Annotated in this window: 20 protein-coding genes; 9 read left to right on the top strand and 11 right to left on the bottom strand. The window is 49.8% G+C overall.

The genetic code is table 11. The features are described from left to right. Nucleotides 1–263 precede the first annotated feature (263 nt). The 3 genes from EL628_RS11255 to EL628_RS11245 all read right to left on the bottom strand — a co-directional run bounded on the left by EL628_RS11255 (nt 264) and on the right by EL628_RS11245 (nt 3,290). Nucleotides 264–1,244 (bottom strand): GNAT family N-acetyltransferase, encoded by a 981-nt coding sequence (locus EL628_RS11255; protein WP_126580041.1) that lies wholly within the window; start codon nt 1,242–1,244, stop codon nt 264–266. Between the two features lie 188 nt (nt 1,245–1,432). Then, nucleotides 1,433–2,713 (bottom strand): RNA-guided endonuclease InsQ/TnpB family protein, encoded by a 1,281-nt coding sequence (locus tag EL628_RS11250; RefSeq protein ID WP_126580040.1) that lies wholly within the window; start codon nt 2,711–2,713, stop codon nt 1,433–1,435. Further along, nucleotides 2,700–3,290 (bottom strand): IS607 family transposase, encoded by a 591-nt coding sequence (locus EL628_RS11245; RefSeq protein WP_126580039.1) that lies wholly within the window; start codon nt 3,288–3,290, stop codon nt 2,700–2,702. The genes EL628_RS11250 and EL628_RS11245 overlap by 14 nt, the downstream gene beginning before the upstream one ends. Before the next feature lie 487 nt (nt 3,291–3,777). Between EL628_RS11245 and EL628_RS11240 the strand changes: the two genes are divergently transcribed. After that, the gene (locus EL628_RS11240; RefSeq protein WP_161975424.1) at nt 3,778–4,551 is read left to right on the top strand and encodes a phosphotransferase; all 774 of its coding nucleotides are present in this window, start codon (nt 3,778–3,780) and stop codon (nt 4,549–4,551) included. Between the two features lie 231 nt (nt 4,552–4,782). Beyond that, nucleotides 4,783–5,328, top strand: coding sequence for a GNAT family N-acetyltransferase (locus EL628_RS11235; protein ID WP_161975423.1), 546 nt, complete (start codon nt 4,783–4,785; stop codon nt 5,326–5,328). A gap of 210 nt (nt 5,329–5,538) precedes the next feature. Here EL628_RS11235 and EL628_RS11230 read toward each other — a convergent pair whose 3' ends face one another. Both EL628_RS11230 and EL628_RS11225 read right to left on the bottom strand, forming a co-directional pair. Continuing rightward, nucleotides 5,539–6,738, bottom strand: a complete 1,200-nt coding sequence (locus EL628_RS11230; RefSeq protein WP_126580036.1) for an MFS transporter — start codon at nt 6,736–6,738, stop codon at nt 5,539–5,541. A gap of 379 nt (nt 6,739–7,117) precedes the next feature. Beyond that, nucleotides 7,118–7,990, bottom strand: coding sequence for an LLM class F420-dependent oxidoreductase (locus EL628_RS11225; protein WP_126580035.1), 873 nt, complete (start codon nt 7,988–7,990; stop codon nt 7,118–7,120). Nucleotides 7,991–8,364: 374 nt separating this feature from the next. On the opposite strand from EL628_RS11225, the gene EL628_RS11220 reads away from it, so the two are divergent. After that, nucleotides 8,365–9,096, top strand: a complete 732-nt coding sequence (locus EL628_RS11220; protein WP_126580034.1) for a CAP domain-containing protein — start codon at nt 8,365–8,367, stop codon at nt 9,094–9,096. A gap of 312 nt (nt 9,097–9,408) precedes the next feature. Then, nucleotides 9,409–10,194, top strand: a complete 786-nt coding sequence (locus EL628_RS11215; protein ID WP_126580033.1) for a metallophosphoesterase family protein — start codon at nt 9,409–9,411, stop codon at nt 10,192–10,194. 354 nt (nt 10,195–10,548) lie between these two features. Here EL628_RS11215 and EL628_RS11210 read toward each other — a convergent pair whose 3' ends face one another. The 3 genes from EL628_RS11210 to EL628_RS11200 form a co-directional block, all read right to left on the bottom strand. Next, nucleotides 10,549–10,974: a DUF302 domain-containing protein gene (locus EL628_RS11210; protein ID WP_126580032.1), complete on the bottom strand. Its 426-nt coding sequence runs from the start codon at nt 10,972–10,974 to the stop codon at nt 10,549–10,551. Nucleotides 10,975–11,018: 44 nt separating this feature from the next. Further along, a complete protein-coding gene (locus EL628_RS11205; RefSeq protein WP_126580031.1) occupies nt 11,019–12,026 on the bottom strand; it encodes a type I glyceraldehyde-3-phosphate dehydrogenase in 1,008 nt (335 codons plus the stop codon). A 413-nt stretch (nt 12,027–12,439) separates the two neighbouring features. Further along, the gene (locus EL628_RS11200; RefSeq protein WP_126580030.1) at nt 12,440–12,952 is read right to left on the bottom strand and encodes a P-loop nucleotide/nucleoside kinase family protein; all 513 of its coding nucleotides are present in this window, start codon (nt 12,950–12,952) and stop codon (nt 12,440–12,442) included. 154 nt (nt 12,953–13,106) lie between these two features. On the opposite strand from EL628_RS11200, the gene EL628_RS29800 reads away from it, so the two are divergent. The 4 genes from EL628_RS29800 (at nt 13,107) to EL628_RS11185 (ending at nt 18,440) form a co-directional block, all read left to right on the top strand. Further along, nucleotides 13,107–13,361, top strand: a complete 255-nt coding sequence (locus EL628_RS29800) for a hypothetical protein (protein WP_161975422.1) — start codon at nt 13,107–13,109, stop codon at nt 13,359–13,361. Nucleotides 13,362–13,384: 23 nt separating this feature from the next. Continuing rightward, nucleotides 13,385–14,374, top strand: a complete 990-nt coding sequence (gene cas6 / locus EL628_RS11195; RefSeq protein ID WP_161975421.1) for a CRISPR system precrRNA processing endoribonuclease RAMP protein Cas6 — start codon at nt 13,385–13,387, stop codon at nt 14,372–14,374. A 69-nt stretch (nt 14,375–14,443) separates the two neighbouring features. Next, entirely contained in the window at nt 14,444–15,058 is a 615-nt protein-coding gene (locus EL628_RS11190; protein ID WP_126580028.1) for an NUDIX hydrolase, read from the top strand. A gap of 187 nt (nt 15,059–15,245) precedes the next feature. Next, on the top strand, nt 15,246–18,440 hold the full coding sequence (locus tag EL628_RS11185) for a hypothetical protein (protein WP_126580027.1): 3,195 nt from the start codon (nt 15,246–15,248) through the stop codon (nt 18,438–18,440). A gap of 124 nt (nt 18,441–18,564) precedes the next feature. Here the strand turns inward: EL628_RS11185 and EL628_RS11180 are convergent, their stop codons facing one another. Next, nucleotides 18,565–19,647, bottom strand: a complete 1,083-nt coding sequence (locus EL628_RS11180; RefSeq protein ID WP_161975420.1) for a DUF2332 domain-containing protein — start codon at nt 19,645–19,647, stop codon at nt 18,565–18,567. 314 nt (nt 19,648–19,961) lie between these two features. Then, a complete protein-coding gene (locus EL628_RS11175) occupies nt 19,962–24,518 on the bottom strand; it encodes a PDDEXK-like endonuclease domain-containing protein (protein ID WP_126580025.1) in 4,557 nt (1,518 codons plus the stop codon). A 334-nt stretch (nt 24,519–24,852) separates the two neighbouring features. Between EL628_RS11175 and EL628_RS11170 the strand changes: the two genes are divergently transcribed. After that, nucleotides 24,853–25,737, top strand: coding sequence for a PhzF family phenazine biosynthesis protein (locus tag EL628_RS11170; RefSeq protein ID WP_126580024.1), 885 nt, complete (start codon nt 24,853–24,855; stop codon nt 25,735–25,737). Between the two features lie 146 nt (nt 25,738–25,883). Here EL628_RS11170 and EL628_RS11165 read toward each other — a convergent pair whose 3' ends face one another. After that, nucleotides 25,884–26,393, bottom strand: a complete 510-nt coding sequence (locus tag EL628_RS11165) for a DinB family protein (protein WP_126580023.1) — start codon at nt 26,391–26,393, stop codon at nt 25,884–25,886. Nucleotides 26,394–26,448 lie beyond the last annotated feature (55 nt).

The raw sequence follows: 26,448 nt of genomic DNA, 5'->3' as shown, positions 1-26,448 counted from the left end.
CGGCTCCTTGCTGAAAAAGGAGCAAGTTTTGCAGATCAGATGTGCCGTCGGAGAAAAAAGAGACCTCTTCAGTGACGTTGCCCTTTCAACAAAAATACGACAAAGGGCATGCTTATTATCTTTCGATAAGGTAGCATGCCCATCATTCTAGAAACAGCAGAGAAACGTTTGCTTTTTCAAGGCTATAACCATTACCAGAATCTGAGCTGCTCTGTTCCTACAGGCAATAAAACTGATACAGGCACAACCAGAGATGCTCTCTTTTACACCTCCAACTCTTGTGTGCTTAGTTCACGACCGGCCCGCAACTCTTTCTCATATCGATCGAACTGACGCACTTTGTGCATACCTGCACGCTCATAGAGGCGCGTTGCTCCTGTTAAGCTCTGTGCATCAACCTCTAAAGCCACCTTTCGTTCCCCACGATGATAGAGTTCACCAAAGGCTGTATGCAACAGGGCAAGGCCAAGCCCCCTCTGCCGCCAGGGTCGCACAACGCTCAGACTGTTGACCCAGGCTCTGTCTTCTCGACACTCGCAGAGGGCACAGCCCACAATCTTCTCATCTTCAAAGGCAAGAAACCAGAGGGTTGGATCAAACTTAGAGGCTGTAATATACTCGTGTTGAAATGTCTCAAACGGGACGGGCATGTAGCCCCAGTGGTCTTGAAAGCCCTCGTCGTCTGCGGCATGAACTGCACGTGCCATCTCCAAGGTAAAAGGACGCAGCGTTATTCCCTCTGGCCAAATTACTGGAGGTGGTGGTTCATTCATTTCAATCTCCATACGCAAGTTGCTCCGCACATAGATAAAACCTGCCCGCTCAATGGCTTGCCTATAGATAGTCGTTGGGTCACTACACGAAATGCTGAGCGAAATACGGGCATCTGCACGTACCTGGGGAATGAACTGACGGGCACGCTCCTCAACACACTTCAACAGCGATGCTTGCAATCCTAGATGAGCAGAATCAGGATGGACCTTCAAAACAACTGACAGACGCAAAGGGTTTTTATGTCCAAGATGAAGGTAGGCAACGATCTGATCGTGAAGAGAAAAGACCAGCCAGGTATCATGGGTCAAATCAACTTCGGGAGACGTCCAGAGGGTGAGCGTATCTGCCTCACTCACAAGCGCAAAGCCATATTCAGATTGTTGGCAGAATCTCATAAAATCTGTGACGCTCCTGACGTCATCGAGGGTTGCGGACCGCACAAAAAACCCCTCAGGGAATTGAAGAGTCATCGGTTGCTCCTATCTGTTCAAGAGAAAACATTCTCCCTTGTCAAGGTTTTCAGCCTGCATGAGCAAGTGTATCAAGTATTTTCTAAATAGGCAAGTTTTATCCTCATTCTCGGTTCTTACACGCTCCTGGCGAAAATATAAAGCATATTGCGATACAGTATTGGAAAGTGATAGCAAATGCTCTCAACTCATCCATTTGGACGGTTTCCGTTGACGGTAGAGCCGTTCCCTACCTTACAGACAATTTCAACCGTCCTGGCAACAACTGCGGGTGCCACTATCCCCTGCCCAAAGGAGTTGGGGAATGCTTTTCGTAAAATGTTATACGACCCATTGACATCGGCCTGGATGCGCCTGCCATCCTGTGCTCGATAGAGGCCACGGTATTCACGCTTTCCACGAAACTGGGGGTTCTCGGTTCGCTTGGGGTCATATACCGGAATGGGATCACAATCGAGAAACGAAGCTTTACTCGTATAACTCTCCTCCTGGATAACCACTTGAATGCCTACTTGCTTTGCTTTGTATGTCAGCAGGTCAAGAAAACGAGCATGAGGGATCTGGACAAACTGCTGATTGTTCTTCCTCCCCAGCATGACTTCTTGTTTCCAGAGCCGATTTTTCCCCAGCACCAGTGTACTGATTCCCTCTTCGACCAGAACATCAATGATTCGACGGCTTGCCGTGTGCAGATAGGCGTTCACGCGGCGCGTTCGCTTCGTCGTCATGGCCGTCAGCTGATGAGAGGTATGCTGGTTCTTGGGGAGAAGGCCCTGAAGGTGGGCGCGGTGTTTATTGTAGCCCTGGTTTTCGCTTTTCAATGGACGACCGTTGACCAGAAGCGGCTGAAACCCTGGCTTGTTCGAGGTGAGCGCGGCAAGGATGTCTACTCCTGGATCAAGAGCTGCTATCCACTCCTGGGTCACAGCGGCTTGCTCTTCCGGCTGTTCATAGACGACTTCAATCATGTACCCACCAGACGCAGGGACAATACGGACCTGATCAAGGTGCCACCATTCCGTCAGACAGGTGTCAATTTCGATGGGCAATCCTGAAGGCACGAGCTTGCCCGTTTTCTTGAAGTGACGTTTCCCCAGCGCCTGGGTATCGTAGATCAGGATCATCCGGCCCCGCTCTTTATCTTTGTACCCAGGGATACGTGGACGCCCCACAAACGTCGAAGGGTCTTCCAGGTACGTCTCCATGGCTTTGAAAAAGGATACCCAGTTTTTATGAATCAGAATGAGAAGGGAGTTGGCCACCTTGGCCGGAAGGGCTTTGTAGCAGTCCATCTGCTTGACCAGATGAAAGACCGCAGCATACGGCAGGTATTTCCTCTCATGGATGTATGCTTGCCGTATCTGATACATCGCCTGATTATACAGGTTTTTGGAGGCAAAGGCGGCGGCATCAATAGGCGCAAAGCGCGCATCGCTTTTGTGGATGAAGTGCTGTTCAACCAGCTGCATCGGGGAGGGCCTCCTCTTTGATCTGAGCAACCAGGGCTTCTGTCTTCCGTTTGGCACGACGTTGTCCATAGAGTCTGGCGCAAAAGCTATAGATGATACTTGTGAGGTCAGAGAGCAGATCTTCTGTACTATTCTCCGCCAGATTCACAACTTCAATGGTTCGATCCTGAACGGCCAGCAGCGTTTCCAGATAGCGAAAGCCAAAACGGGTCAATCGATCTTTGTGCTCGACGACAATCCGGCTGGCTTGCGGATCTTTGAGCACGGCCAGTAATTTGGGGCGACTATCGTTGACTCCTGAGCCAATTTCCTTGACCACCTGATGCACCTGATAGCCACGCACAGTACAGTATTGGACCAATCGCTCAGCCTGCCGCTCCAGATTCTCCCGATGCTCAGGTGAGGAAACACGAGCATAAATAATCACATGCTTCTCCTGATGCTGGGGCTTTTCTTCCACTTCCACAATGATGGTACCTGTGGGAGCCTGATAGCCGCGAATGGCTCCTTGTCGCCACCAGCGCAATGCCGTCGAGTAACTGATTCCTTGTTGTTTGGCATACTGACTCAATCTCATGCGCAAAGTGTACCATATTTGCATTCGTTTGGCAACATTTGCTTGTGGTTTCTAAAATCGGTTACAACACTCTTTCCTCATGGAAGGACGTATCAGATTCATACTATAGCTAGCCACTTTGAAGGCTGGTTTGGTGACAATCTGCATTCCATCATCATAGCTCCTCTCAATTGGTAGTGAGTGAATAGGAGCAGATCCACCTTCGCAGAAAGCTGTTGCGTGCGGTGCAGGTGATACTTTTCTGGAAGCATCTTTTATCTCTCACTCCATCTCCCATGCCAAAAAACCGCAACGTATTATCAACAAAACTGCACATCCAGAGACTATCAACATCTTATGACCAGGATGAGGAGGATCACAATGATAGGCTATTTGAAAGAGCCCCCGTGCAGTAGAAAACTTGACATGAAATGGCTCTTGCTATTATAATTTTATTATGAGTCAAATACCTAATCATCCTGATAAGGATGCTCTAGAAGCTTTTGGTGTGAAAGACACCCCTGTTTTATTGCCCGGAGGAAGTGGGACCACATTCAAAGCAGGTTCTCTTATTTTAAAGCCCGTCGAAAATAGTGACGAACATGCCTGGATTGCACAGGTCATCAATACTCTTCCACAAACTGGATTTCGTCTCGCCCGCCAGCTTCAAGCACACAACGGCGACTGGGTCTACAAGGGATGGAGCGCCTCGACCTTTCTTGAAGGGCATGAAGTCAAAGGAAAATGGAAGGAAAAAGTCAGCGTTTCGCAGGCCTTTCATCAAGCATTGGCTCCCATTCCTTGCCCTTCCTTCATTGGGACAAGAATGAATCCGTGGGCGCTAGCAGATAAAGTCGCCTTTGGAGAACTCCCTTTCGACGCTCATCAACACCTTCTCCCTGCTTTGAACAAACTACGAGCAGATCTCACGCCGATAGATCTACCATATCAATTGATTCATGGAGATATGCCTGGTAATATTCTTTTTCAAGATGGGCAGGCTCCTGCCATCATTGATTTTTCGTTCTATTGGCGGCCAGCAGCGTTCGCGACGGCGATTATTCTGGTTGACGCAATTGTCTGGGAGGGTGCTCCGGACACTGTCCTTAACCTTGTTGAGTATACTCCGATGATGCATCAACTTCTTCTGAGAGCTGAAATGCGCCGCATCTTAGAGCTTGATGGGTTGTACAAACAGTCGGGGAACACACGGCTCTTAGAACAAGTGCATGCTCACACTCATTTGATTGATGTCCTTTGTTCTCGGTCTCTTCTTTTATAGCTGGCCTCATTCTTATTTTTCTGCTGGATATACTGGCTGGTTACGCTGGAATGGGAGAGGAGAAGCCTCCTTGCACCTGACCTTCTCTCAAAGTGTTGAAGTATCTTGTATACATGCAGATCAGTATATGCTATTCTAGAGGCCGGATACTTGTATAGAGAGGGCATACCCTCTCTTACCTTTCTCTCTGGAAAAATGATGAGGAAGGAAGGAAGGAAGGCAATACCACGCATGACTGTTTTTGAGACATCCCGCTTGCTGCTACGTCCCATGAGCATTGCTGATCTGCAGATAAAGTGGGAGATTGACCGCCATCCAGATGTCTACCGTTTCCAGGGATTTATCCGCTTACCTAACGGGGAGAAACGCGCTCGCACGCTCTCCGAGACTCAGGAGAAACTGGAGCAACGGATAGGTGAGTTTGGACTCCAAGGCTTTGGAATGTGGGCAGTCGTGCTCAGAGAAACCAACATACTTGTCGGATGGGCAGGTCTTCAATTTTATCTCCTGGAATATCCCACTCACAGCCTTCCCGAAATTGAACTTTTTTATGGGCTTTCGCCAGCCTACTGGGGCCAGGGCATTATCCACGAGGCATGTCAGCGCATCATCGAGCATGGATTTCAGACGCTCAAGCTCACCCGTATCACTAGCGTTGTCCACCACGAAAATATCCGCTCGCTCAATGTTGCCAAACGCAACGGCATGCGCATTCTCGACCATCCCACAGAGAGTCACAATGCGTTGGGCATTCTCGAGAATCCTGCAATGGTCTAGCAGCAGGAAGGCACACATGTCCCTCCTGCTTAGCCTGAGGAAGCTCGACGTTTGTTCACTAGACACTGTCGAGATAGATTTCCCGGCAATGGCTAGCAAGGCGACACTCACGCCAGGCTTCTATTGCTTAGTCATGTGTCTGGTTAAGGCGACTCACGCTGTTCGCAGAGAGTGCCACTCCCATTAATGTTTGAGCGACTTGACCTTGCTTTATCGTTCCTGACGATAGGGCAAGAGAGCAAGCATCAAAAGCGGTGCCAGTCCAAGAACCCCCAGGCCAGCCAGCACGCCAAAGTTGAGAGAAATCAGGCCGATTGCGCCGGGAAGAGCCATTTCAAATGGAGCGCCCAGACTGATGACAGTGCGTACAAGACCGGAACTGCCAGGTCTGCAGGCGTATGCTTCGGCCTTCGCGATGGGATACCAGCCTGCACAGCTCCCACTAATCACGAGCAACGCAAGAATAGTCAGCCAGAGTGTATGTGCGAACAGGAGCACTACCATCCCAAGCAAGGTAGTCAAGGCTAACAAGGTGAGGAGATGCACCGGACGCAGATTGCGGCGCTTCAACACACGATCTAGCAGCAAAAGCCCGACGAACGAGGAGAGCATTTGCAGAAGCATAATCAACGCAATCCCAGCCTCGCTGATATGCACGATATCGCGCAAGTAGAGCGCGACAAAACCTAGAAAAACCTCGTCTAGCATGGTTGGAATCAGGGAAAGCGCAGCCCAGCGCACTAACAATGGGTCACGTAATGCGTCGCGCAAATTCGACCAGGGGCTTGCTTTGTCCTGCTTTTCAGGCAAGACTGCTGGACCTGCATGTGTTGGGAAACGCAGTGGCGCGAGGAGAAGGGCGACACTCAACCAGCTTATCGCCATCAGCCAGTAGAGCTCTGTCCAGCCGAGACGCAACGTGACAAAGGTAGCAACCAGGAGTGGCGAGAGACTATCACCAATTCCACTGAGCAATGTCCAGCGCGTCATCGTACGCGTCTCCTCGCCGAAAGCAGCATCAATCACTGTGGCTTGAGAAAGACCGATCGCAGCTTTCCCTGCGGGGGCAGAGAGAATAAAAGCCAGAAGTAGCACGAGATAGATGGTTGCATTGCCAATGATGATGTCTGTTGTAGCCAGAACCAGCAAGCCACAAAGAATCCAGCGCTTTTTAGAACCTCGATCGCTGTAGAGATTCATTAAAGGTTCCAGGAGCATGCTGGAGAGTGCAGCAACCGTGAAGAGCAGGCCAATCTGGGCATAGCTCAAGCCGAGGTGATCGCGCAACAATGGAAGGGCAACCACAGGGATGCCAGCGCTCACTTCGTCAATCAGCCCCATGCATAAGAGGAGGGGATATGCTGACACCTTTCTACGGCTCAGACGCGCAAAGATAGAACGTACAAACATGAAAAAAGAGTCCTCTCTGAACTTTGAGAAAAAACGACAACAAAAAAGTTCAGCGGACCTGGAGGGCCACGGGCAGTGTACGACCTGCCAGCATGGACTGGCTTTCTGAGTTGATCGATCTCAGAAGGCTTTGATTGTAAGACGGCATGAGGTTAATTGGGACCGCGAATCACGGGCAGTTCCTCCTCTGTGTTTCATAACACTATATCACATCCATACGGATGCTCAAAGGTTCACCCGAGACCTGAGTGGATGGTGCCATCATGGATACTTTTGTAGTAACCTGCAAAACAATAGTGGCACCACGGCATAGATAGATGCTCTACCATGGTGCCCGATAGGCTCATACGCTGCCCTTTAGGAGCGTAGAAATGTATATCTAGTGATACGCTGCCAGGAGCGGCTGGACAATCTCTTTATCTATCCTGGCCACAATGCCTTCTGGATAAGGAGGGCGCAGGTTGAGAACGATATGGGTAGCCCCGGCTTCGATATAGCCGCGTGCAGCCTCAAGCGTACTGCCGAGATCGTCGTAGTTGACCACAGGCTGCACGGAGGTCTCGATCGCGGCGGGATCGCGCCCAACGACGGCACAATGCTCATCCAGGATGGCGCGTTTGCGGCGCAGCTCGTCGGGAGAGCCACCGACGAAATTCCAGATATCGGCATAGCGAGCAACAACACGCAGGGTAAGCTGTTCGCCACTACCGCCAATCGTGATGGGTGGATAGGGCTTCTGGATCGGCTTGGGTTCGCAGTAGGCATCCTTCAACTGGTAGTATTTGCCGTCGAAGCTGGGAGCCCTCTCCGTCATCATCAGACGATACACCTCGCAGGCCTCGCCCAGACGCCGGATGCGCTCGCCCGCCGCGTAGAGTGGAATGCCATAAGCGTTATGTTCCTGCTCATTCCAGCCCGCGCCAATGCCGAAGTCGAGGCGACCGTTGGAGATGACATCGATAGTCGCCGCCATATTTGCCAGGACTGCCGGGTGACGATAGGTATTGCCAGTCACCATTAGCCCAACGCGCAAACGTTTGGTCAAGGCCGCAAAGGCCGACAGCAGTGTCCAACCCTCCAGACAGGGGCCAGTTGGATCATAATTGCCAATCGGCATGAAGTGATCAAAGAGCCAGGCATGTTCAATCGAAGATATCTCATCTGCCTCACGCCAGACGCGAAGCATGTCGTCATAGGTTGTCATCTGAGGAGCTGTCTTGATGCCAAAACGGAGTCGTTTGCTGGTTGCCATAAAGAAGGATATTCCCTTTCTCTTAAGAAGACCTTTTGCAATAGATAGAGACAAACTGAGATCTGCAAGGTCGTCTTCATGATATCACCTCTTCGGTAACCTTTTAAAGCATTCCAGGGCATCGCTAGATTGAGATGCAAAGAGATAGTGCACATATCATTGCTTCATAAACAAGGTTGCACAGATTGAAAGGATCGTAAATCGCCTAGCAAGTGGCTCAGCGCCATTTTTCTTATGAGAAAGTACCAATTTTGACGCAATATAGTATATATTGACAGCTATTGCTGTATTCTTATATGAAAAGATAGCACCAAATAGCAGTACAACGACACCAATTGGAACGGGGTTGTCATTTTTAAGAAGGAATAGATGGCGTGACAAAGATAGTGCAGTCTGTACAATGGATGATTTGTGCCACGTTTTTGCTGGCCCTATTAGCAGCATGTGAGAGCTCAACCTCTTCAACAGCTCAGCAGGGAACTGGAATCGCTTTAGCAAACCCGCGGAGAGCCGGAAACGTCACGACATCCGCGCAGCCCGGGAGTACAACAACCAACCAGCCAGAAGCTACTGCCACACTACGGCCAGATACTGTCCCGACACCAACGCCGAACGCTCCTATAATTCCCCAGCCGACACTACCAGTGATAGTGCCTACCCCCACGCCACAGCCTCCCGCTGGCGGTGGAAATACCATTCCTGCTGCTCAGGCTGTATTTACCTTAATCAATCAAGAGCGGGCCAGTGCTGGACTGCCAGCCTATACATGGAGTAACCAGTTGGTACAGAGCGCGCACCAGCATAATATCAACATGGTAGCGGCCAATCAGCTCTCCCACCAGTTGCCCGGCGAGGCCAGCTTCGGTGACCGTGAGCGGCAGGCGGGGGTAAACTGGTTCTCGGCAGCCGAAAACATTGGCTATGGCTCTGGTGATCCCACCAAAGCTGCAGTCGGATTAAATCAATCGATGTTTGGAGAGCAGCCTCCCAATGATGGCCACCGCCGCAACATCCTCTCCACCAGTTGCACAATGGTTGGGATCGATGTCGTTGTGGATAGTCAGCACAACAAGGTCTGGCTGACAGAAGACTTTGCAGCAGTGTAAACAGCTGAATAGGTGCGCTCAGGCCCCGCAATAACGCGGGGCCTGATTTTTTTGTGCCAGTGCACTCAAATACGTCTCAGCCTCATTCTTTCTTTCGCCTGGACTCAACTCTTTTTACAAAAGGTTTTCGGATACGCTCTCAATCAAATACGGAAGAGAACTGAATAGCAAAGCAGACGTCGTACACGCTTCACCCATGTATCAGGAATATCTATGCTACAAGCATAGAAAATCTCTTCAGATGCAGCTTGCTTTCTGCTACACTCGGAAAAGACTTTTGAAAAAAGAACCGGCAAAAAAGGAGTCTGATCGATGAAAATTGCGGCACTCTATGATATCCATGGCAACCTCCCGGCACTCGATGCGCTACTGAAGGAGCTCGAACAGGTTCAACCCGATCTCATCGTGGTGGGTGGAGATATTGTCTCTGGTCCCATGCCCGGACAAACCCTACAACGTCTCTCTCAGTTGGGCGAGAAGATGCGTGCCATTCGAGGAAATGCTGATCGCGAAGTGGTCATGATGTTTGACGGCCAGCCGATCAATCGGCTCTACCCACCTGCTCTCTCAGAGACAGATTATGAGGTGATGAGTTGGATTGCTGGACAGCTCACGCGCTCCCAGAGAGACTTTCTGGCCACACTCTCAGAGCAATTTGTAGTTCAGGTTGAGGGATTGGGACGCGTTGTGTTCTGCCATGCCACAGTGCGCAATGACGAGGAACTCTTTACCCCCATCACACCTGAAGAACGGCTTCGTATCATCTTCTCTTCTGATGAGCCGCAGATCGTTGTTTGTGGACATACTCATATCCAGTTTGAGCGATCAGTCGGCAAGACACGGATCATCAATGCTGGAAGTGTGGGCATGCCCTATGCTGCTCAGCCAGGCGCATACTGGCTTCTACTAAGTTCTGAGGGATACGAGTTCCGATACACCGCGTACAATGGGCAGGCAGCAGCGCAAGAGATCCTGGCAAGTGGGTATCCACAGGCACACGATTTCGCAGAAAACAACGTGCTTACGATCCCGACATTGGATGAGGCGGCTGAACACTTCGAACGGATAGCCGTAGCGTATGAGTCCCAACGATCATAGAGGCCTCCTCCTACTCGTGTCGTGCTTTCTGCGTCACTTCTTTTGCTCTTCCCAATACGATACACAACGCAAAGATGTCGATGCCTGGAAAGGTCAGATCGTTCAATCTCTTCCTGATATTCTAACGTTTCTTTGATTGAAATATCCATCGCTACACATTAGCCAGGGCCTAAAAATGATTGCAGAGACGGAAGACGCCAAAGCTAAAAATTCCAGCTACGTCTCACGATTCAATGAATGAACCTCTTTTTAAACCCTGGAGGCAGTACGGGAAGTCCCCGACTGCACAAACGCCTGCGCTATAAACAGATCTTGTTGTCCTCAACAATTATCTGGACTGGTATACTCCTGCATTCATGGCTCATGAGCTGCAAGCGTCTGTTCAATAAGGGTCTCCGAGCCAGCAATATTGCCAATCAATTCAGGAGAGAGGGCATACCGCTTTTGCAAGTAAGTTGGGTCAATCGAGCTGACCCAGACATGCTTGTCCTGCTGCCAGATAAGCACTTTGAGCGGCAAATCCAGAGCCAGCAACGGTGATGCGACCATAAGTGGTGTACCAGACCGGGGATTACCAAAGAGAAGAACATGAGCCTCCTGCATCTCAAGCCCGACACGTCTGGCCCCTTCGCTATGATCAATATGGGCAAAAATGGTCAGATGATGGCTCTCCATCGCCTTTTGCAAGCGATCAATCGTCTCCAGCACCGCAAAAGGACTCCGTCTGGTGATGACACCTTCTGCTGAGGGTGGTATTCCAGATAACGTTGGCTGATTCATAATACTCTCTTTTTTCTATCCATCACAAAACACTTTTTTTCCTGCTACTTCTCCCTGCTCCCAAGTCTGGCCGCAGTTTCGGCGAGACGCGAAGCATATCCCCATTCATTATCGTACCAGGCTGCAACCGAGACAAAATGCCCCTCCTGTACCTGAGTCAGAGGGAGATCAATAATCGAAGAATGCTGGTCGCCAACGATGCGCGCCGATGCCCATTCTTCTTTCAGTACGTCCATAATCCCTTTCAGTGGTCCCTCGCTGGCAGCCTGGATAAAGGCAGCGTTCACTTCCTGGACGGTGACCGGACGTTCGGTGATGAGATTGAGTTCGACGATGCTGCCAGTCTTGACTGGGACACGATAGGCCTTGCCTGTGATTTTCAGGTCCGGCCAGATAAACTTGAGGGCTTTCGCCGCACCGGAGGAGGAGGGAATGATGTTTTCGGCTGCCGCCCACGAATCGCGCCGGTCGCGCATAGGCTGGTCAGTTAAAGATTGGGTATTGGTGTACGCATGCACCGTTGTGAATAATCCGTACTGGATGCCAAATTGCTCCAGCATCACTTTCACTACCGCGGCAAGGGCATTGGTGGTGCAGCTTGCCATGCTCACAATTTTATGAGCCTGCGGATCAAAACTATCCATGTTAATACCAGGCAGTAGAACGGCATCGCAATCCTGAAAGGTTTTGCTAGCGGCACTGATGAGCACCCGCTTCGCGCCATGGTCAAGATGGACCTGTGCGCCCGCGCGCGTGGTGGCGCGACCAGTACAGTCAACGACCAGGTCAATACCCATTGCTCCCCAATCGGGCACTTCTCTGGCAGAATCGATATAAGGGATATCACGCCCACCAATCAGAAAACTATGTTCTTTAGTGCTGACATCTTCGTGCCAGCGGCCATAGTTGCTATCAACTTGAAAGACGGCTGCTGTGGTCTCAAGGTCTCGAATATCGGCAATCGCAACAGGCGTGAACAGATTCCGCTTCAAAGCTGACTTAAGCATGGACCGCCCAATACGTCCAAAACCGTAAATGGCAATGTTACTCACACAGAATCTCCCTTATTTTTGCAAAGGCCCTCCCGTTTAGGAAGACAAACATCTCATGAGCCAAGTATACCAGGAGATCTCAATAAATTTGAACCTGTTTCATCATTTTTTATAGCTTTCCTGCCAAATATTGCTTTACAGAACTATTAAATCATTCGAGATAAGCGTCCATGTCTTTCCACCTCAGTATTCAATTTCTGTATGTGGTCCTGGTTAACCGATTTCTCCCCATTGTCTTCCCCAACACAGACTTTTCCCCTTTGTAATCTTCTCCTTGAGGTAGAATTTGACGACTGCCACCAGACGCATCATGCGCTATCATTCTGTGTGAAGAGAACCACAGAGGAAGAAAAGACTGATGACCTATCAATACGCGGAAGAGAGGAGTAAGGCGCTTCAAGGGGCCCATGGTTTCATCCAGGTGAAGGAATATATTTGTTCATCCAATCTAAGAGATAAGAGGTTGTGTCAAAGATAATTGTATTTTCAGTGTGATCAGGAATCTCGAACTGCTCAATCACTGGATAAAAGTTTTCATCGACTAAGTAATTCCTTTCCTGCGTTGCAAGAGCCTGTTGTCTTCTCCGTTCGAGTTCCACAACAGGTATGTCAATATAGACAGTTACGACTGGATACTGATGCTCAATCGCCACACTCCTAAACCGGTCTCGGAGCCATCTGAGAAAATTTGTGTCATCTAAAACAATATTTTGCTCTTGTTGCATGAGGGAATGAAGCAACTGGATGCATTGTTGATGCGTTTTTTCCCATTCCTCTATTGGTTGTGGATAGGTCAAATCAAGTCCGCGTTGCCTCATAAGATCATCCAGACTGATATAGTTAGCCCGCATACGTTCGGCAATATGTTTGGCTAAAGTGGTCTTTCCAGAGAATGGAGCGCCACACATCAGGTACAATGTACTCATACAAGCCTTCCTAACATGTTTTTACCCCTTTTTTCGAGTTGGAACGCTCTGCGGGGTAAGGTATCCTGAGAGCAAGGGACTGTTGCCAGTCCTCCCCCCCAGGATACCTTACACCCGATCTGCCCTGCAAACAGGGCTCGTGAATTATTGCTGAATGAATGCCTACCTCAAAGACTGGCCGCTGGTTGAGCAAGTGGCTGAATTGACCTGTACCATGACGCTTCGCAAAACCGGAAACATCAGCCGAGAAGTCTCTACCTTATTCCCCCCTCTGACTTCTGCTGAGGTCACTCCGCAACGCTTACTTGCCCTTATACTCGATCGAGCATGGCTTGTCGCAAGCTATGTTCTATGGTATCTTACAAAGGAAAAAGGCTGCACAATGAACAGCACCCATTCGGGTTTGTAAAGCAGAAGGAGACAACGCTCCAGATGGTGAGTCGAGAAAGGATAGCGGCTCCAACACGGCTCTATGCCTTGTTGTTACGTATACGCCCGGTGCAGGCGGGGACACTGATGGCTTTTTCGGGAGAGTTTGCCCATGGCGCCTTCCTGCGCTGGCTCGGTCAGGTCATGCCTGATGTTTCGGCCTGGCTGCATGATGGGAATAAACGCCGTCTCTTTACCTGTTCAAGCCTGCAATTTGATTGGCCTGAACAACGCATGCTGTATGCCGAGCGCGAGAATGTACACCTTCCCCTGGATCCACAAAAAACCTATGTGCTTCGCATTACGCTTTTACTCGGTGAGTTATTTCCATTGTTGCATGAGGCACTCATTCGCTATTATCCCAATCAGCACGAGACCACTCAGCACTTTTTACAACTTGGGAAGCAGCGTTTTACGCTTGAAGAGGTGATCCTCACTCCTTCTCATCCCTCGGGTCAGTGTGGCATTACCTCGTTGACAACACTCATCGAACAGGCACAGCAGATGAGCCATCAAACACTCAAACACATAACACTGAATTTCACATCCCTGACGACGTTTAATCGATACAATAATGCTCAAGGATACGGCCCACATTATGCTGTACTCCCATTACCACACTATGTCTTCCCAAATCTGGCGAAACGTTGGGAGGATATCGCACCACCAGAGCTTGTGGGTCACATTGAGCGGCAAACTATCGAGGAGTACACCCTTCGAGATGGGATCATCATCACTGATTACGACCTGCATCCACATCATATCCACCTGACCAGACAGGAGCAGCCTGGCTTTCTTGGGCGCTGCACCTATCGCGTACGAGATACACGTTCATTACGTGTTGCGAACGACCGCGATAAGGAAAGCCAAAACGAGAATGGAGGCTCTCTACTCTCGCTTCCACAACAAATCTGGGTGCTCTCTCAGCTCGCCTTTTACACTGGCATTGGATACAAGACCTCCATGGGGCTGGGACGCGCTCAGGTCATCTAATTCCAGGCATCTCAAGTATGTGTGGCATATTCTTGTGGTCTCGGGAAGACAAAGGATGGATTAAGAAGAATGATCAAAAAGAAACTGGCTCCCTGGGAAGTCCTTGAGAGCACCATAAGTTACGAGGACCGCTGGCTCAAAGTGCGATCTGACCGTTGTCGGACGCCTCAGGGATCTATCATTGAGCCCTACCATGTGATCGAGTGCTCCACGTGGGTCAACGTTCTGGCATTGACTCCAGAGGGACAGGTGATCCTCGTCCGAGAATATCGCCATGGTGTCAGACAGATCCTTCTGGGTTTGCCAGGAGGTGGTGTTGAAACAACAGATGAAGATGTATCGGCTGCGATCAAACGTGAGTTGCTTGAAGAAACCGGATATAGTGGAGGGACATTTTTTTCGATTGGGCAGAGTTATGCCAATCCATCCAACCAGGATAATACTGTCTGGTCATTTCTCGCGGTAGATGTCACTCTATCTCAGGAACAGCAGCTTGATGAGGCCGAGCACATTGAGATCGTCTTGCACGATTTTATCAGCTTCCATGAGCAGGTCTGGAGTGGAGCAATCCCTATGCAGGCACTCTATCTTGCAACCGTTGGATTTGCGACACAGTTTATTTTACGGAGCACCCACCCCTCATTACAACCTATCCGAACGCAGCTTTTGCACCATGGCTCATGAGCGGCAAGCGTCTGTTCAATAAATGTCTCCGCGCCAGCATATTGCCAGGCAATTCAAAAGAGAGAGCATACCGCTTTTGCAAGGAAGATGCAGTTGACTTCTCAATTGACTTCTACTACCATACAGATAATTAGCAATACTGTCTATCTATGCATGCTGAGAAGCAATGGAACGGAGCTGAGTAAAGATGACACTTGAGCAGTTGTTGCAGGAATGCGCACAGATGACCTATGCTGATCGCATGCGCCATATGGTTGAGGTTGGACGACTGGCGGTCAGTGATGAGAGTGTGCGGCAGACGATCGTGGCGCTGGCAGAGGGTGATGTTTATCAGCGCACACTGGCGGTACAGTCCTGCCATGGGAGTCGCAACTCAGAAGGCGCAGCACTGGCTCTGCTCGATCGCTCCCGCAGCGTGCGCGCACTGGCAGTGAATATCGTTCCTTTGCTCTGCAGTGATGGACAGGTTCTAGATCTACTGGAGCAGATTGGCCTGGATCTCAAGGTAACGGTGATCTCGCGTCTCAAAACGCTCCGCCGTCAGGCACCCGTGGATTCATATGTGGAGGCACTGGCAGCACGCCAGGATATTCACTTACGGCGCTTTTTACCTCTGGCCTCACCAGAGGTGGTGCAACGCCACTTGAGCCAGATGCTAGAGCGCTTTCATTCGACACACTGGCATCGTCTGGTACGCTACCATCCCCAGCTGGCTTTTGCCTATCTCCAGCAACAAAGTGCCATGAAGACAGACAGAGACCTTCCCTTTGTTCAGGTGCTCAATACTGTACTCCCCACGCTCGTCAGCGTCGATCCGGATCTGGCGCTGGAGCTGGTACGGACCACTCTCAAGCATACACCACTTGCGCATCTGGCCTTTACACCATTGATTCTGAAACGTCCCCAGGAGATGGCAGAACTGGTTCTGGCATCCAATGAGCAGGTTCGCACAAACTCTTTCAACAAAGTAGCCCATAAGCTCAATACAGACGCTCTGCTGGCACTGGAGGAGCGTGGTCTGATCTCTATTCACTCCTATAAATTCAAACGCTTCAATCCAGAGCAGCGGCTAGCTCTCTATAACGCCTTTAGACGTGGCTGGCGCAATGAAGAAGGGATACTTCATCTCACATGGGTGGCAGCTCTACCTGGCGAGTTGAGGAGGCTGGAGGCGCGCCGCCATCTGGACCTTCCAATACTGGCAACACGTCCGCTGGTTCGACTGCGCTATGCTGGTCTATTGCCCTGGGAGGAGGCACGCATGGTGGTAGAGAGCGCCCTACGCTCCAAAGAGGCCGAGATGCGCTCGGTGGCGCTTCAGGCACTGATCGAGGCAACACGCTACCAGAAAGCGGCTCTTCCTGCTGCCCTACAGCTTGTGCTCCAGCGCCGCAACGAGCAGGACCCGGTCAGGCGCGAGATGATGCTGGCACTGGCCGCACTCCCCTCTAGTTGCTGGCATGAGGAGCATCTCCCTTCACTGGCACAGATTATCCGTGATGCCCTGGATGCCGCCGATCTATCGGATGAAACAGCTCAGGCAATTGGGAAGCTCGTCATTTTTCTCCTACCATTGTATCCCGTCTGGTGCGCGGAACAGTTAGCTCTCATCTATCGCGAGCGCAACCTGGTCCATACATTTTATCTGGACCGCGTCCTCTCAGACAGAGAGATTCCCTACATCGCATCCGCATTGCAGCCACTCTTGCACGCCTGGCAGGCGCGTGAAAATGCCTATCAGCTACTGGCCCTTGGCTCCATCTTTGGATGCCGCCTACGCGTCTTCAATGAACTGGCAGAAGTTCTGACTACCTTACTCGAGCAAACCCGCAGTCAGTATGTCGCTAGCTCTGCTGCCCGTCTCTTGCAGCAATACCAGTATAACCGGCTACTCGCGCTCGTTCCTGGCTTACTGGAGCGTGATGAGAGCTATATCGTAATCCCGGCAATCGCCGAATGCCTGCATCGCAAACGACAGGATCTGCTGACCCCCTATCTGGGGCAACGCACATTTACGGGGAAATTCACGAGCGGGCAGGTGCACATTGTGCTAAACTTTTACGATGGCTTTTACCGCTGGACCCCCGAACAGCAGGAAATTTTTGCCCGGACGTTGCTCGCACTAACCCATGACAATGCGCAACCAACAACCGTTTTGCAAAACGTGATTCAGCGGTTGATTGCCATGCCCACCATTCATCCACAGTCTGTTATCCAGTTCGCCAATGATACACGTCAGCCCGTGCGCGACACGACTCTGCGTGCCCTGAGTTGGATGGATGAGGGACAGGGAGTGCCGACCTTGCTCGAGGCAATGAATGATGACCGGGCCCGCGTGGCCATCTATGCCCTGCGCCGCATTCTCCTCGCTATGCCCCCACACGAAGCCTTAAGTATTTTGCGTACTATGCCGCTCCGACAGGTTACTGTTGCCAAAGAAGTAGTGCGGCTGATTGGCGATCTCGCCACCGAAGAATCCTACCAGGAACTTCTCCATCTGACGCAGCGCGATCTGCACCGTGATGTCCGGGTGGCTCTGCTTCGATCGCTCTGGCCCTATCTTGAGCGCGACGAGACCTGGGATGTGCTGACAAAGGCTGCTTCATTGCCCGAAAGCGGACCGGCACTCGGCGTGGTCAACATTCCGATCGATGGCCTCTCGCTCAAGGCACAACAAAGACTTACCAACCTCTTCACGATCCTGCTCACTCATCCTGATCCAGAGGTACGTATCGCGACGCTGAACCGCTGTGCCTTCTACCCATTCCGCGATCCTGATCACACCTTATATGCATGTCTGCTCCAATTGATGCAATCGCATCTTCCGGATGAACGCAGCACCGCAGCACAGGCAGCGTTTGCCATCTACACCGGGAATGATGCATCATTGGTCGGCGATACGGTACGCCATCTGCTCGCCAATCGCCAGACATTGCAGAGTATGCTTAACGCTTTTGTCCACAATCTCTCCACGAATCGCAAGTACCTGTTGCCAACGACGCGCAGCATTCATGCCGTACTGGCTGAGGACCCATTGACCTTATCCTGGCGCCTGCAAATCCTGTTCTGGGGACTTCCCTGGTCAGAGGTCATCCAGGAGATCATTCAGATGGGACCGCAGCTCCATGCTGATGCTCTTAGCACTGTCCTAAATCTGATCTGGCCAATCTCTCGACGGCCCGACGCCGATCTAGCAGAACTGGAAAACGCGCTAGCGACCCAGGCCGACGAGCGTCTGCGTCGCATCGCCCTGAGCGCCTTGATTGCGCAAACCCAACAGGCCAGAGGATGGAGCGATGAGCACATCCAACGCCTGCAACACTATCAGCTTGATAGTTCACCACTGGTGGCCGCCGCCGCCCAGTTTACCTTTCCCGTATAAGCGCGTCTCTTAAGACGATGAGCCAGCTGGTAGATCAACAACAAGATGAACCATTCATCCTCGCCATAAAATGGGCGAGGCTTTCTGGCCCTTTCATGATAATTCTTTATGATTCAGATTCTTGTTAAGAGGAGTGAGTAAATTTTATCCAACGACCATGACTCTCACATTCAGCTAACTTCTCACGTCGTATCTCACTCCCGCAATACCAAAAGAGTTCAAGTTCAGCTTGAGACATCCCTGCGTACCATTCTTCAGAGACACGAAACAGTACTCGCGTCTGCGCAAAATCAGCAATCTGCTCAAAAATACGCATGCGAACAGGCAGCGGTGTCTGATTCATTGCATAACTATGATAAATGCATACTGTCGTCTCATCAGGGACTTGCGCTAGCACCTCAGGAAGTCGATCAACTGCATCACCAGTGACAATGGATAGTGGGTGTTGTCGTGCCATTGTAATAGCGGCCTCAATACGTTGTGCGCGATCTCGGTGCTCAGGCCAGATCAAGGCTCGTAGCCAACGGACAGCCCGTTCATCATGGACATCAATTGGATTCAGATCAATTCCCATCCGCCAACTCACAACAGGGATGGTCTTCGGTAGAGGCGGGAAAATATCACTCCTTGGTTCGCAATACAACTGAACAGGGGACTCACGATCCCCAATATAGCCTCGCTCCCCATAATCATAGCCATAGCGATCCCATAACATATTCAATCCTGCACTCGGCCCTAGTTCGATCATCGCTAGTGGATTGCCGCCTCCAAGCCTGGCCACGCGATCAAAAGCCAGTAACAAATCGGCACAACGCCCCACTTCATTATTTTGCACACCATAGGTGGTAACAAGACGAATAATCTCATTGGCGTGTCTCAAACAAAAAGCTCTAAAATATGGATATGCCTCCTCACGTGGCCTGGCATTTGTCGTCAAGTTGGGGTAAAACTCAAGTAACTCATCCTGGATGCCACTAAACAACAAATACTGGACTGCCGCGAAAAGCATATGTGGGCGCTGCGGTCTGGTATTCGCGTGCAAAACAAGGCGCAAAATCTCCTGATCAAGTGCTGCCTGCTGAGCCAGCCAGGAATACAGCGGCGAAGCATTTGCCACATCCGCTCGGCCAAAGCTAGAAATTCCATGCTGAGTAAAACTCTGCTCTAAATAGGCTACTTCCTTTTCCTCAAACATGCTTGCATCCATGAACAATTTCTCCATTACATTGCCTGAAGACCTAACCTCCAGAGTAACATTTAACACTGCATAAGAGATTTCGCTTCTTTTTCTGAAGATGGGAGTCCCAAAGGAGAAAATACAAACCCTTGATTCCAGTCCACGAGTGTTTAATGATTTCCATGCGGATCCATTTAGAGCCGTTGAATGACTTATTCTCTCTTTATATCCATAGTATAACATTTTCTCCCATATTTTTAAACGTTACAATGGATGATAAAGCAAGGCCATCTGAATATACTCTCAGATGGCCTTGCTTTATCATATGATACGAAATATATGTTCTATTCCTCCCCTATTTGCCATTGTGTGCGTAACATAGCAGCCTCTCGCAGGATGCGATCCTGTAGCTCCTTTCCATCTGTGCTTATAGATTGCATTATTGTACTGTGATTGGAAGGAGAGATGCCTAGCATCTGTAGACGATTGAAGACAGGTGCCAGAGCCTGATCGGGATTACGGAAGAAATGGCTGCCGCGAATTCGGACAAAACGCCATCCCAGACGTTCTAAAATAGCTTGCCTTGCCATATCCTCTTCGATTTTTTCAGGAGGATGCCAACGGTCACCATCGCACTCGACCGCCAGACGCTGACCATTACCTTCAACGACAAGGTCAATGCGATAAGCGCCAACCGGCCACTGAGACACTACACGATAGCCAGCCTGTACTAATCGGCTTAGGACCTGGCGCTCAAACTCGGAATCCACTTTGTGTTCTTGCTCAGCAAGGCGCGTTATGAGGTGCTCTGGATTCTGAGCGTGAAGAATGATGCGTTTGCGAACATCTCCATCTTTTAGGTCAATGTGAGGATCTAGCGAATAGACGACCCAGAGCTGGTCGCGTGCTCGACTCGCCGCAACATTGAAACGCTTTTTGTACATGTACTCAAAGGCATCTTCACTCCTGAGTGAGAGTGGTCCATCTCCTTTAGGGGTGTCCACCAGTGAGAGAAAGATCACATCGCGCTCATCTCCCTGAAACTGGGCAGGATTTCCACAGAGGATCTGATGGTGAGTATATTTCATAGCCGAAAGATGTTGACGCAGCAAGCTATCAATAGAAAGCGCCTGCTTGTCACCAACCATTGAAATAGCTCCGAATGTTGCATTCTGGTACTCCCGCTGTTTGCTTGCGGCAATGATAAGTGAGGCAATAGCTTGTGCCTCCAGTTCATTGACATGGTCAGGTGTGTCAAAAGCCTGGACACGATAGGCGACAGTTGCTGGCCTACGTTGTACCTCACTATCATCACGTAAAGGCTTGATTTTACCGTTATAGGACAACATATTGCTGAACTGGATAATAGGAGATACGCAGCGGAAGTGTTCTTGCAGACAGACAGGTTCAAATGTCGTTTTGGCTAGCGCATAAATGGAGAGGCGTCCATCATAGATGGAGGCCAGAGGAATACCCTGGAGATGCTCATTAATGAGCTTATCTACTTGCTCGAGCTTCTGTCCCACATCCATGGGTGTGACCTGTTCGTCATCGCCCACAACAACAATTTGTTTAGCCATATAGACCGCAGCTAAGGCTTTAATGTCTGCCTGGCTGGCTTCATCGATAATGATGACATCAAAACTGTTGAGCCGGGGATCAAAGTTTTGTACGACTCTACTTAAGGGCATAATCCACACAGGGACTGCTGTTTGGCAGATTGGCATAAGCTTGCGCGCTTCCGCGAGAAGTTGTGCAGCGCGCTTCCCTGTGCCTTTACCAACCTTACGCATGACTTCCTTCCAACCTTGGAGGGCGCGCCGCTGTTCTAAGCTCGTGCGCCTTACCTGGGCAGCCCAGGCCTTCTTTTCCACTAATTCAGCTGTCACGGTATGGATGTTCTTATTTAAGTGTAAGGCGTGCTCCTGGAGGTGTTCCAGTGAGACTTTCGAACGGAGCTCAAGCGTATCATGCAACTGTCTCCAACGCCAGGCTTCTTGTGGATCGGTTGGCAGTTCTTGCTGTCCATGAATACCGTCTCGCTGACGAATGGCAGTGGCCCAACCTGGTGCACATTTCCTCAGCTTCTCCAGAAGGCTATGGCGCGTACGCAACTCACTTTGTCGTTCATAGAGCTCAACAAGGCGTGTAAAGGCTTCGTGATAAGATTTTGGTTGATAGTCTTTTATAGCATTGCGTAATCGTTGTACAACTTCTGCATATGTCTGAGATTGGCTACTTTTATCAAGGACACGAAGCTCGTGTAGAAAGCGAGCCTCATTGGCCTGATAGAGATGGCGGTTGACCTCAGCGGCCAGGATTGGCGGCAACTTCTCCTGGACAGCGTTAGCAAGACGCATGAGTTCTCCATGCTCAGACAGGTTAACTGGCATTTCTGCAAGGATGGTATTCCACTGGAGGCCATAGCGCATAAGCTCTTGTTCAAGAGGCGACCAGATAGTATCAAACCAAGAAAGGCATTGCTGTAATTGATAAATGTACTGCCTGCATATTCTCTCTGGCTCTTGACCCAATGCAGCCGCATCTGTAGCTCCAAGGACTGACATCTGACGCTGCCAGCGTCCTGCTAAATCCTTGCGAGCATTCAATAGACGCACAAACAGGTGTAGTGCGCGAAAGTGTTCTCTCGTCTCCGGACGTTGCCCTTTGACCTGTGCCTGTTCGATCAGTGCCTTCCAATCGCGATGGAGGAGCAATGCCATGCCTTTGAGGCGACCACTACGTTCAACATGTTTCAGAATTTCGTCGAGGGTACGCTCTGTTTGTAAAGAGAAAGCGCTCTCGAGCAGAGTTGGGTCGTGCTCAATAAGCAGAGGTTGGGCCTGAAGAGCCAGACTTTCAACCTGCTCGATTTTAGCAATGAGATCATCCCATATTTGACGGCTGGGTCCACCTGCACGCCCTGCGGCAATGGCTGCTAGACGCCACCGTTGCTCCTGATTTGAGTCTTTAAGAGGTTCCAGAGCTTGAATTAGACGATGTTGGAGTTGCTTGAAATCCTCTATCGATGGGATGTTTGGCGCTGCTATCCAGACATCGCGGCGAAAATTGAGCTCCTCATTCATTAGGTGCTCGTGTTCCTGTACCCATTGGTCAAATTCTACGGGAGATGCAATTTTTTGTGGATCTGGTAGACCAATAGCCATTTCACGCTCATCTTGAGGCGTGACAGTCACATTGGTACGATAGAGGGTGACCAGCTCTTCTGTCGTTAACAGAAGAGCTGAATCGAGAGTAATTGGCGCTGGAATCCAACTGTGTGTTGCACTGTTGATAGCCACGTAGCGTGCTGCATCTGAAGGCGCATACGTTTGCCCATCAAGGACAATCTCTCGATATTCACTCTGACGAGCCTCCAAGAGTTGCTGGCGTGTCTTTTGAAGTTCTTCAATTAATTTAATACGTTGTTGAGTTAGTCTCGAGGCTTCTTGCTCAAGTGTATTGACATTAATAGAAGAGAGGCGCTCCGTAATAGTATCAACGGCTCGTTCCATCTCTTTACGACTATCGTCCTCTAGAATGCTAACGCAGAGAGGTTGGAGCGGCTCAACTACTTTCTCACGAAGTACTTTGAGTGCTTTCGATGTATGGCTTGTGACGAGAACACTTTTTCCCTGGGCCAGAAGATGACCAAGCAAATTCGCAATAGTGTGCGTTTTTCCTGTGCCAGGAGGACCCTGGACGAGAACTGCCCCATAATGATCAAGGCGACGGGCTATTTCAAGCTGTTCTTTGTTTGCCGGCTTGCTGAAGAGGATTCGCTCGTCTTCTCCATTGAGTGAGGGCAGAAACCTGTCGGACGAAGTTTGCGAGTTGAAGCCACTATTCACTGCGTTGATGCCAGTCAGGCTGAGGAGGGAATAGGGAAGATCATTCTGGTGAGGAATGTGTTCGAGAATGGCTTCAAATGCTGTATTATATCCGATCGAGCGGCTTCTCAGGAAAATAACTGGATTGCGCGAAATAGACGGATATTGTCTATGAGTGCGCGAAATGGAATGTGAGATAAATTCACCATAAGGTGAAAGCTGGTTGACAAGACGCTTCAGAAATTGGGTAGTATCTTCATTTCCGAGTGGATGGACTGTATTTTGTACAAACTCTTGTCGTGCCCGACCAATCGCAGTAAGATTAATCTCGGGTAGAGTCTGCAACACGGATGTATAGAACTCAGGTGCATGTTCTGTTGTGCTGAGTATAAATTCTGGAACCTGAGCATTGAAAGTAAGTTGTAAACGGATCAGCAAAATGGGGTGGTAGACGCCGTTCTGAGTTTTGGCCGGATCCCAGTCGAGAATGCCATCACCCAGGATAAGTTCTACTCTTTCTGACTCTCGCTCCAGTTGAGCCCGTAGCGTATAGAGTTGGTTAAAGACTTCCATGACTTTAAAGGCGATTTGCTCTTTTTTGACCCATCGCTCACGATCGACCTGCCATTGTTTAAGCAACTGGTCTCTTTTAGGGTTCTCGTTAAATTTTGGTATTCTTTTATTAGTAAGTCGTACTTGCCCATTGATGGTCTGCCAGCCATTTTCTAGCCAGGGGAGTATCTCCTCTGGTGGTGCAGGAGGATCAGTAAGAGTTGGTCGTTTGACCTTTAAAATGACGTTATCGCTGCTAAACTCTAGAGCTTTTTTTTTATCACTGAGACTGGTTGGCTGATGTGGTGAGAGGGACGGGGTGGCATCCTCTTCTCCACTAGTAGTGCCAAGGCAAATGCAGGAGTGAACTGGAATGTTATTGAGCCAGAGTGACCATGATTGTTTCTCAACATCTTGCTGGACTGGATTTTGTAGGTGGTTAAAGGCCTGCGCATAACGAAAGATTTGGAAGAGCTTGGAGTGCGCTTCCTGCGCAGCCGTATTGGTTTGTGGTAACACTAATTGTCCTTTCCTTCGCTCTTAATTGGGAATAAGATATAGAGAAGGTGAAAAAGTAAATATAGTCTTGGAATATATATCAGAACTAGAAATAATTGTATGTTGCTATGTAGACCTGAGTATAGCAGAGATTTAGGAGTATAGTAAAGAGGGGTTTAGCAAACAAGCAAAATGCTCTGGATTTTCAGAATAAGTTCGGAAAAACTGGACTCCTGTCTCTCAAGCCTAACACATCTGGCTCCTTCACTATGATCAATATGGAAAAAAATGGTCAGTGATGGCTCTGCAAGCCTTGTCTTAGAAAAGAACTTCTAGTGGTAAAGGAAATCGAGACTTGGGAATAACTATCCACCATTATGCTGCTTTTTCAACCGTACCAGGCAAAGGTAACCCGGCAGGGATTGTTTTTGAGGCTGACCAGTTGACAGCAGCACAAATGCAAGAGATTGCTCGACGGGTTGGATTTAATGAAACGGCTTTTCTCTGCCAATCAACAAAGGCAGATCTCTGCTTACGCTATTTTACGCCCGGCCATGAGATGAATCTCTGTGGTCATGCCACAATCGCCGCTCTGTACGCTCTCAAAACGAAAAGGATGCTTGCAAACGATAAAGAGCCGCTAGCCCTGACAATAGAAACGAAAGCCGGGGTTCTCGCAGTATCTATTACAGCGCAATCGGGACAGGTGCTGGTCAGAATGCAGCAGGCAGATGCAGCATTCCGCCCATTTACAGGATCACGCGATGCTCTTGCGTCGGCTCTTGGGCTCGACCCTCTGGACCTTGAGCAGCATTTACCAGTCGTTTATGCAAGCACTGGAACATGGACATTGCTTGTGCCAGTTCGGACACTTGCAGCATTTCAGCGCATGGTTCCCCACAATGAGCGTTTTCCCACTCTATTACAGGAGATCCCGCAAGCATCCGTGCACCCTTTTTGCCTTCAGACCTACGATCCACAGGCTCACCTCCACGGGCGTCATTTCTCTTCCCCTTTTTCTGGCACACGTGAAGACCCTGTGACTGGCACTGCGTCTGGAGCGATGGGTGCCTACTATATTGAATACATTGAGCCACTTCATCACATGCACCTGGTTATCGAACAAGGACACGAGATTGGACACGATGGTCGGGTATACGTCGAAGTAGAGCGCTCGATGAACGGTATCCAGGTAGCAATTGAAGGCACAGCACTCTATGAGACTTCCTGGGAGCTTTGAAATGCCTGTTCATGCCTCTCGTCAACTATCTGAAGCTAGTGAAGGACTCACACTGGCTTCATAAGCCCGGGAAGAACTGAATGAAGTTTAAATCGAATGACCGTCACACTATCATATGTGAGCTCGATCATACGTATAGAAAAAAGCTACTCTGGAGGGTTCATTTCTTTATAGGCCGCACAATCCCAAAATAATGCCAGCTGAAGGATATCATGCGTATGTTGACACGTATGTTGATATGCTTTCGTCACAATCCATCTTAACGAGATAGGGCCCCACGCTTCCTCCTCACGAGATAGGTCCCACATCTTTTCATCAAACGATGCAAGCAATGGGATAACCTCATTCTCTCTGGCAGAGTGAAATGTTGATAATATGCTCTTTATATCTTGATTCGTTTTCCTCCAGGCATTCTCCTCATCATTCGGTATACTCGTTGAGGATGGGATATTGGCGCTTTTTTTAATGAACGGTAAAAGCTTTTCCTGTTCGTAATAAAGGACGTGAAATACGTGACGAGCAGCCGTCCATTCACCAAGCCATCGAGGATTGGGTGGGCAGAGAAAGAGCCGCTCTTCGGGAACCTGTTCAACTGCCCAGAGAAAGCCTTTTGCGCTCGCCCTCAGATGCTCACTCATTACTTGAAATAATTCCATGGTGGAACTCTTCTTTCTTCTTGGTTGCGAACATACATATTCTCTAGCTCTATTA

The sequence above is a fragment of the Tengunoibacter tsumagoiensis genome (assembly GCF_003967535.1).
Lineage (GTDB): Bacteria > Chloroflexota > Ktedonobacteria > Ktedonobacterales > Ktedonobacteraceae > Tengunoibacter > Tengunoibacter tsumagoiensis.
This window is presented reverse-complemented; position numbering and strand designations above follow the sequence as displayed.

What these genes read in the sequence shown, in the direction of transcription:
- cas6 (WP_161975421.1), top strand. Translation starts at nt 13,385, where the DNA reads ATGGTGAGTCGAGAAAGGATAGCGGCTCCAACACGGCTCTATGCCTTG.
- EL628_RS11215 (WP_126580033.1), top strand. Translation starts at nt 9,409, where the DNA reads ATGAAAATTGCGGCACTCTATGATATCCATGGCAACCTCCCGGCACTC.
- EL628_RS29800 (WP_161975422.1), top strand. Translation starts at nt 13,107, where the DNA reads ATGAATGCCTACCTCAAAGACTGGCCGCTGGTTGAGCAAGTGGCTGAA.
- EL628_RS11180 (WP_161975420.1), bottom strand. Translation starts at nt 19,647, where the DNA reads ATGGATGCAAGCATGTTTGAGGAAAAGGAAGTAGCCTATTTAGAGCAG.
- EL628_RS11255 (WP_126580041.1), bottom strand. Translation starts at nt 1,244, where the DNA reads ATGACTCTTCAATTCCCTGAGGGGTTTTTTGTGCGGTCCGCAACCCTC.
- EL628_RS11250 (WP_126580040.1), bottom strand. Translation starts at nt 2,713, where the DNA reads ATGCAGCTGGTTGAACAGCACTTCATCCACAAAAGCGATGCGCGCTTT.
- EL628_RS11210 (WP_126580032.1), bottom strand. Translation starts at nt 10,974, where the DNA reads ATGAATCAGCCAACGTTATCTGGAATACCACCCTCAGCAGAAGGTGTC.
- EL628_RS11245 (WP_126580039.1), bottom strand. Translation starts at nt 3,290, where the DNA reads ATGAGATTGAGTCAGTATGCCAAACAACAAGGAATCAGTTACTCGACG.
- EL628_RS11165 (WP_126580023.1), bottom strand. Translation starts at nt 26,393, where the DNA reads ATGGAATTATTTCAAGTAATGAGTGAGCATCTGAGGGCGAGCGCAAAA.
- EL628_RS11230 (WP_126580036.1), bottom strand. Translation starts at nt 6,738, where the DNA reads ATGTTTGTACGTTCTATCTTTGCGCGTCTGAGCCGTAGAAAGGTGTCA.
- EL628_RS11225 (WP_126580035.1), bottom strand. Translation starts at nt 7,990, where the DNA reads ATGGCAACCAGCAAACGACTCCGTTTTGGCATCAAGACAGCTCCTCAG.
- EL628_RS11200 (WP_126580030.1), bottom strand. Translation starts at nt 12,952, where the DNA reads ATGAGTACATTGTACCTGATGTGTGGCGCTCCATTCTCTGGAAAGACC.
- EL628_RS11190 (WP_126580028.1), top strand. Translation starts at nt 14,444, where the DNA reads ATGATCAAAAAGAAACTGGCTCCCTGGGAAGTCCTTGAGAGCACCATA.
- EL628_RS11185 (WP_126580027.1), top strand. Translation starts at nt 15,246, where the DNA reads ATGACACTTGAGCAGTTGTTGCAGGAATGCGCACAGATGACCTATGCT.
- EL628_RS11235 (WP_161975423.1), top strand. Translation starts at nt 4,783, where the DNA reads ATGACTGTTTTTGAGACATCCCGCTTGCTGCTACGTCCCATGAGCATT.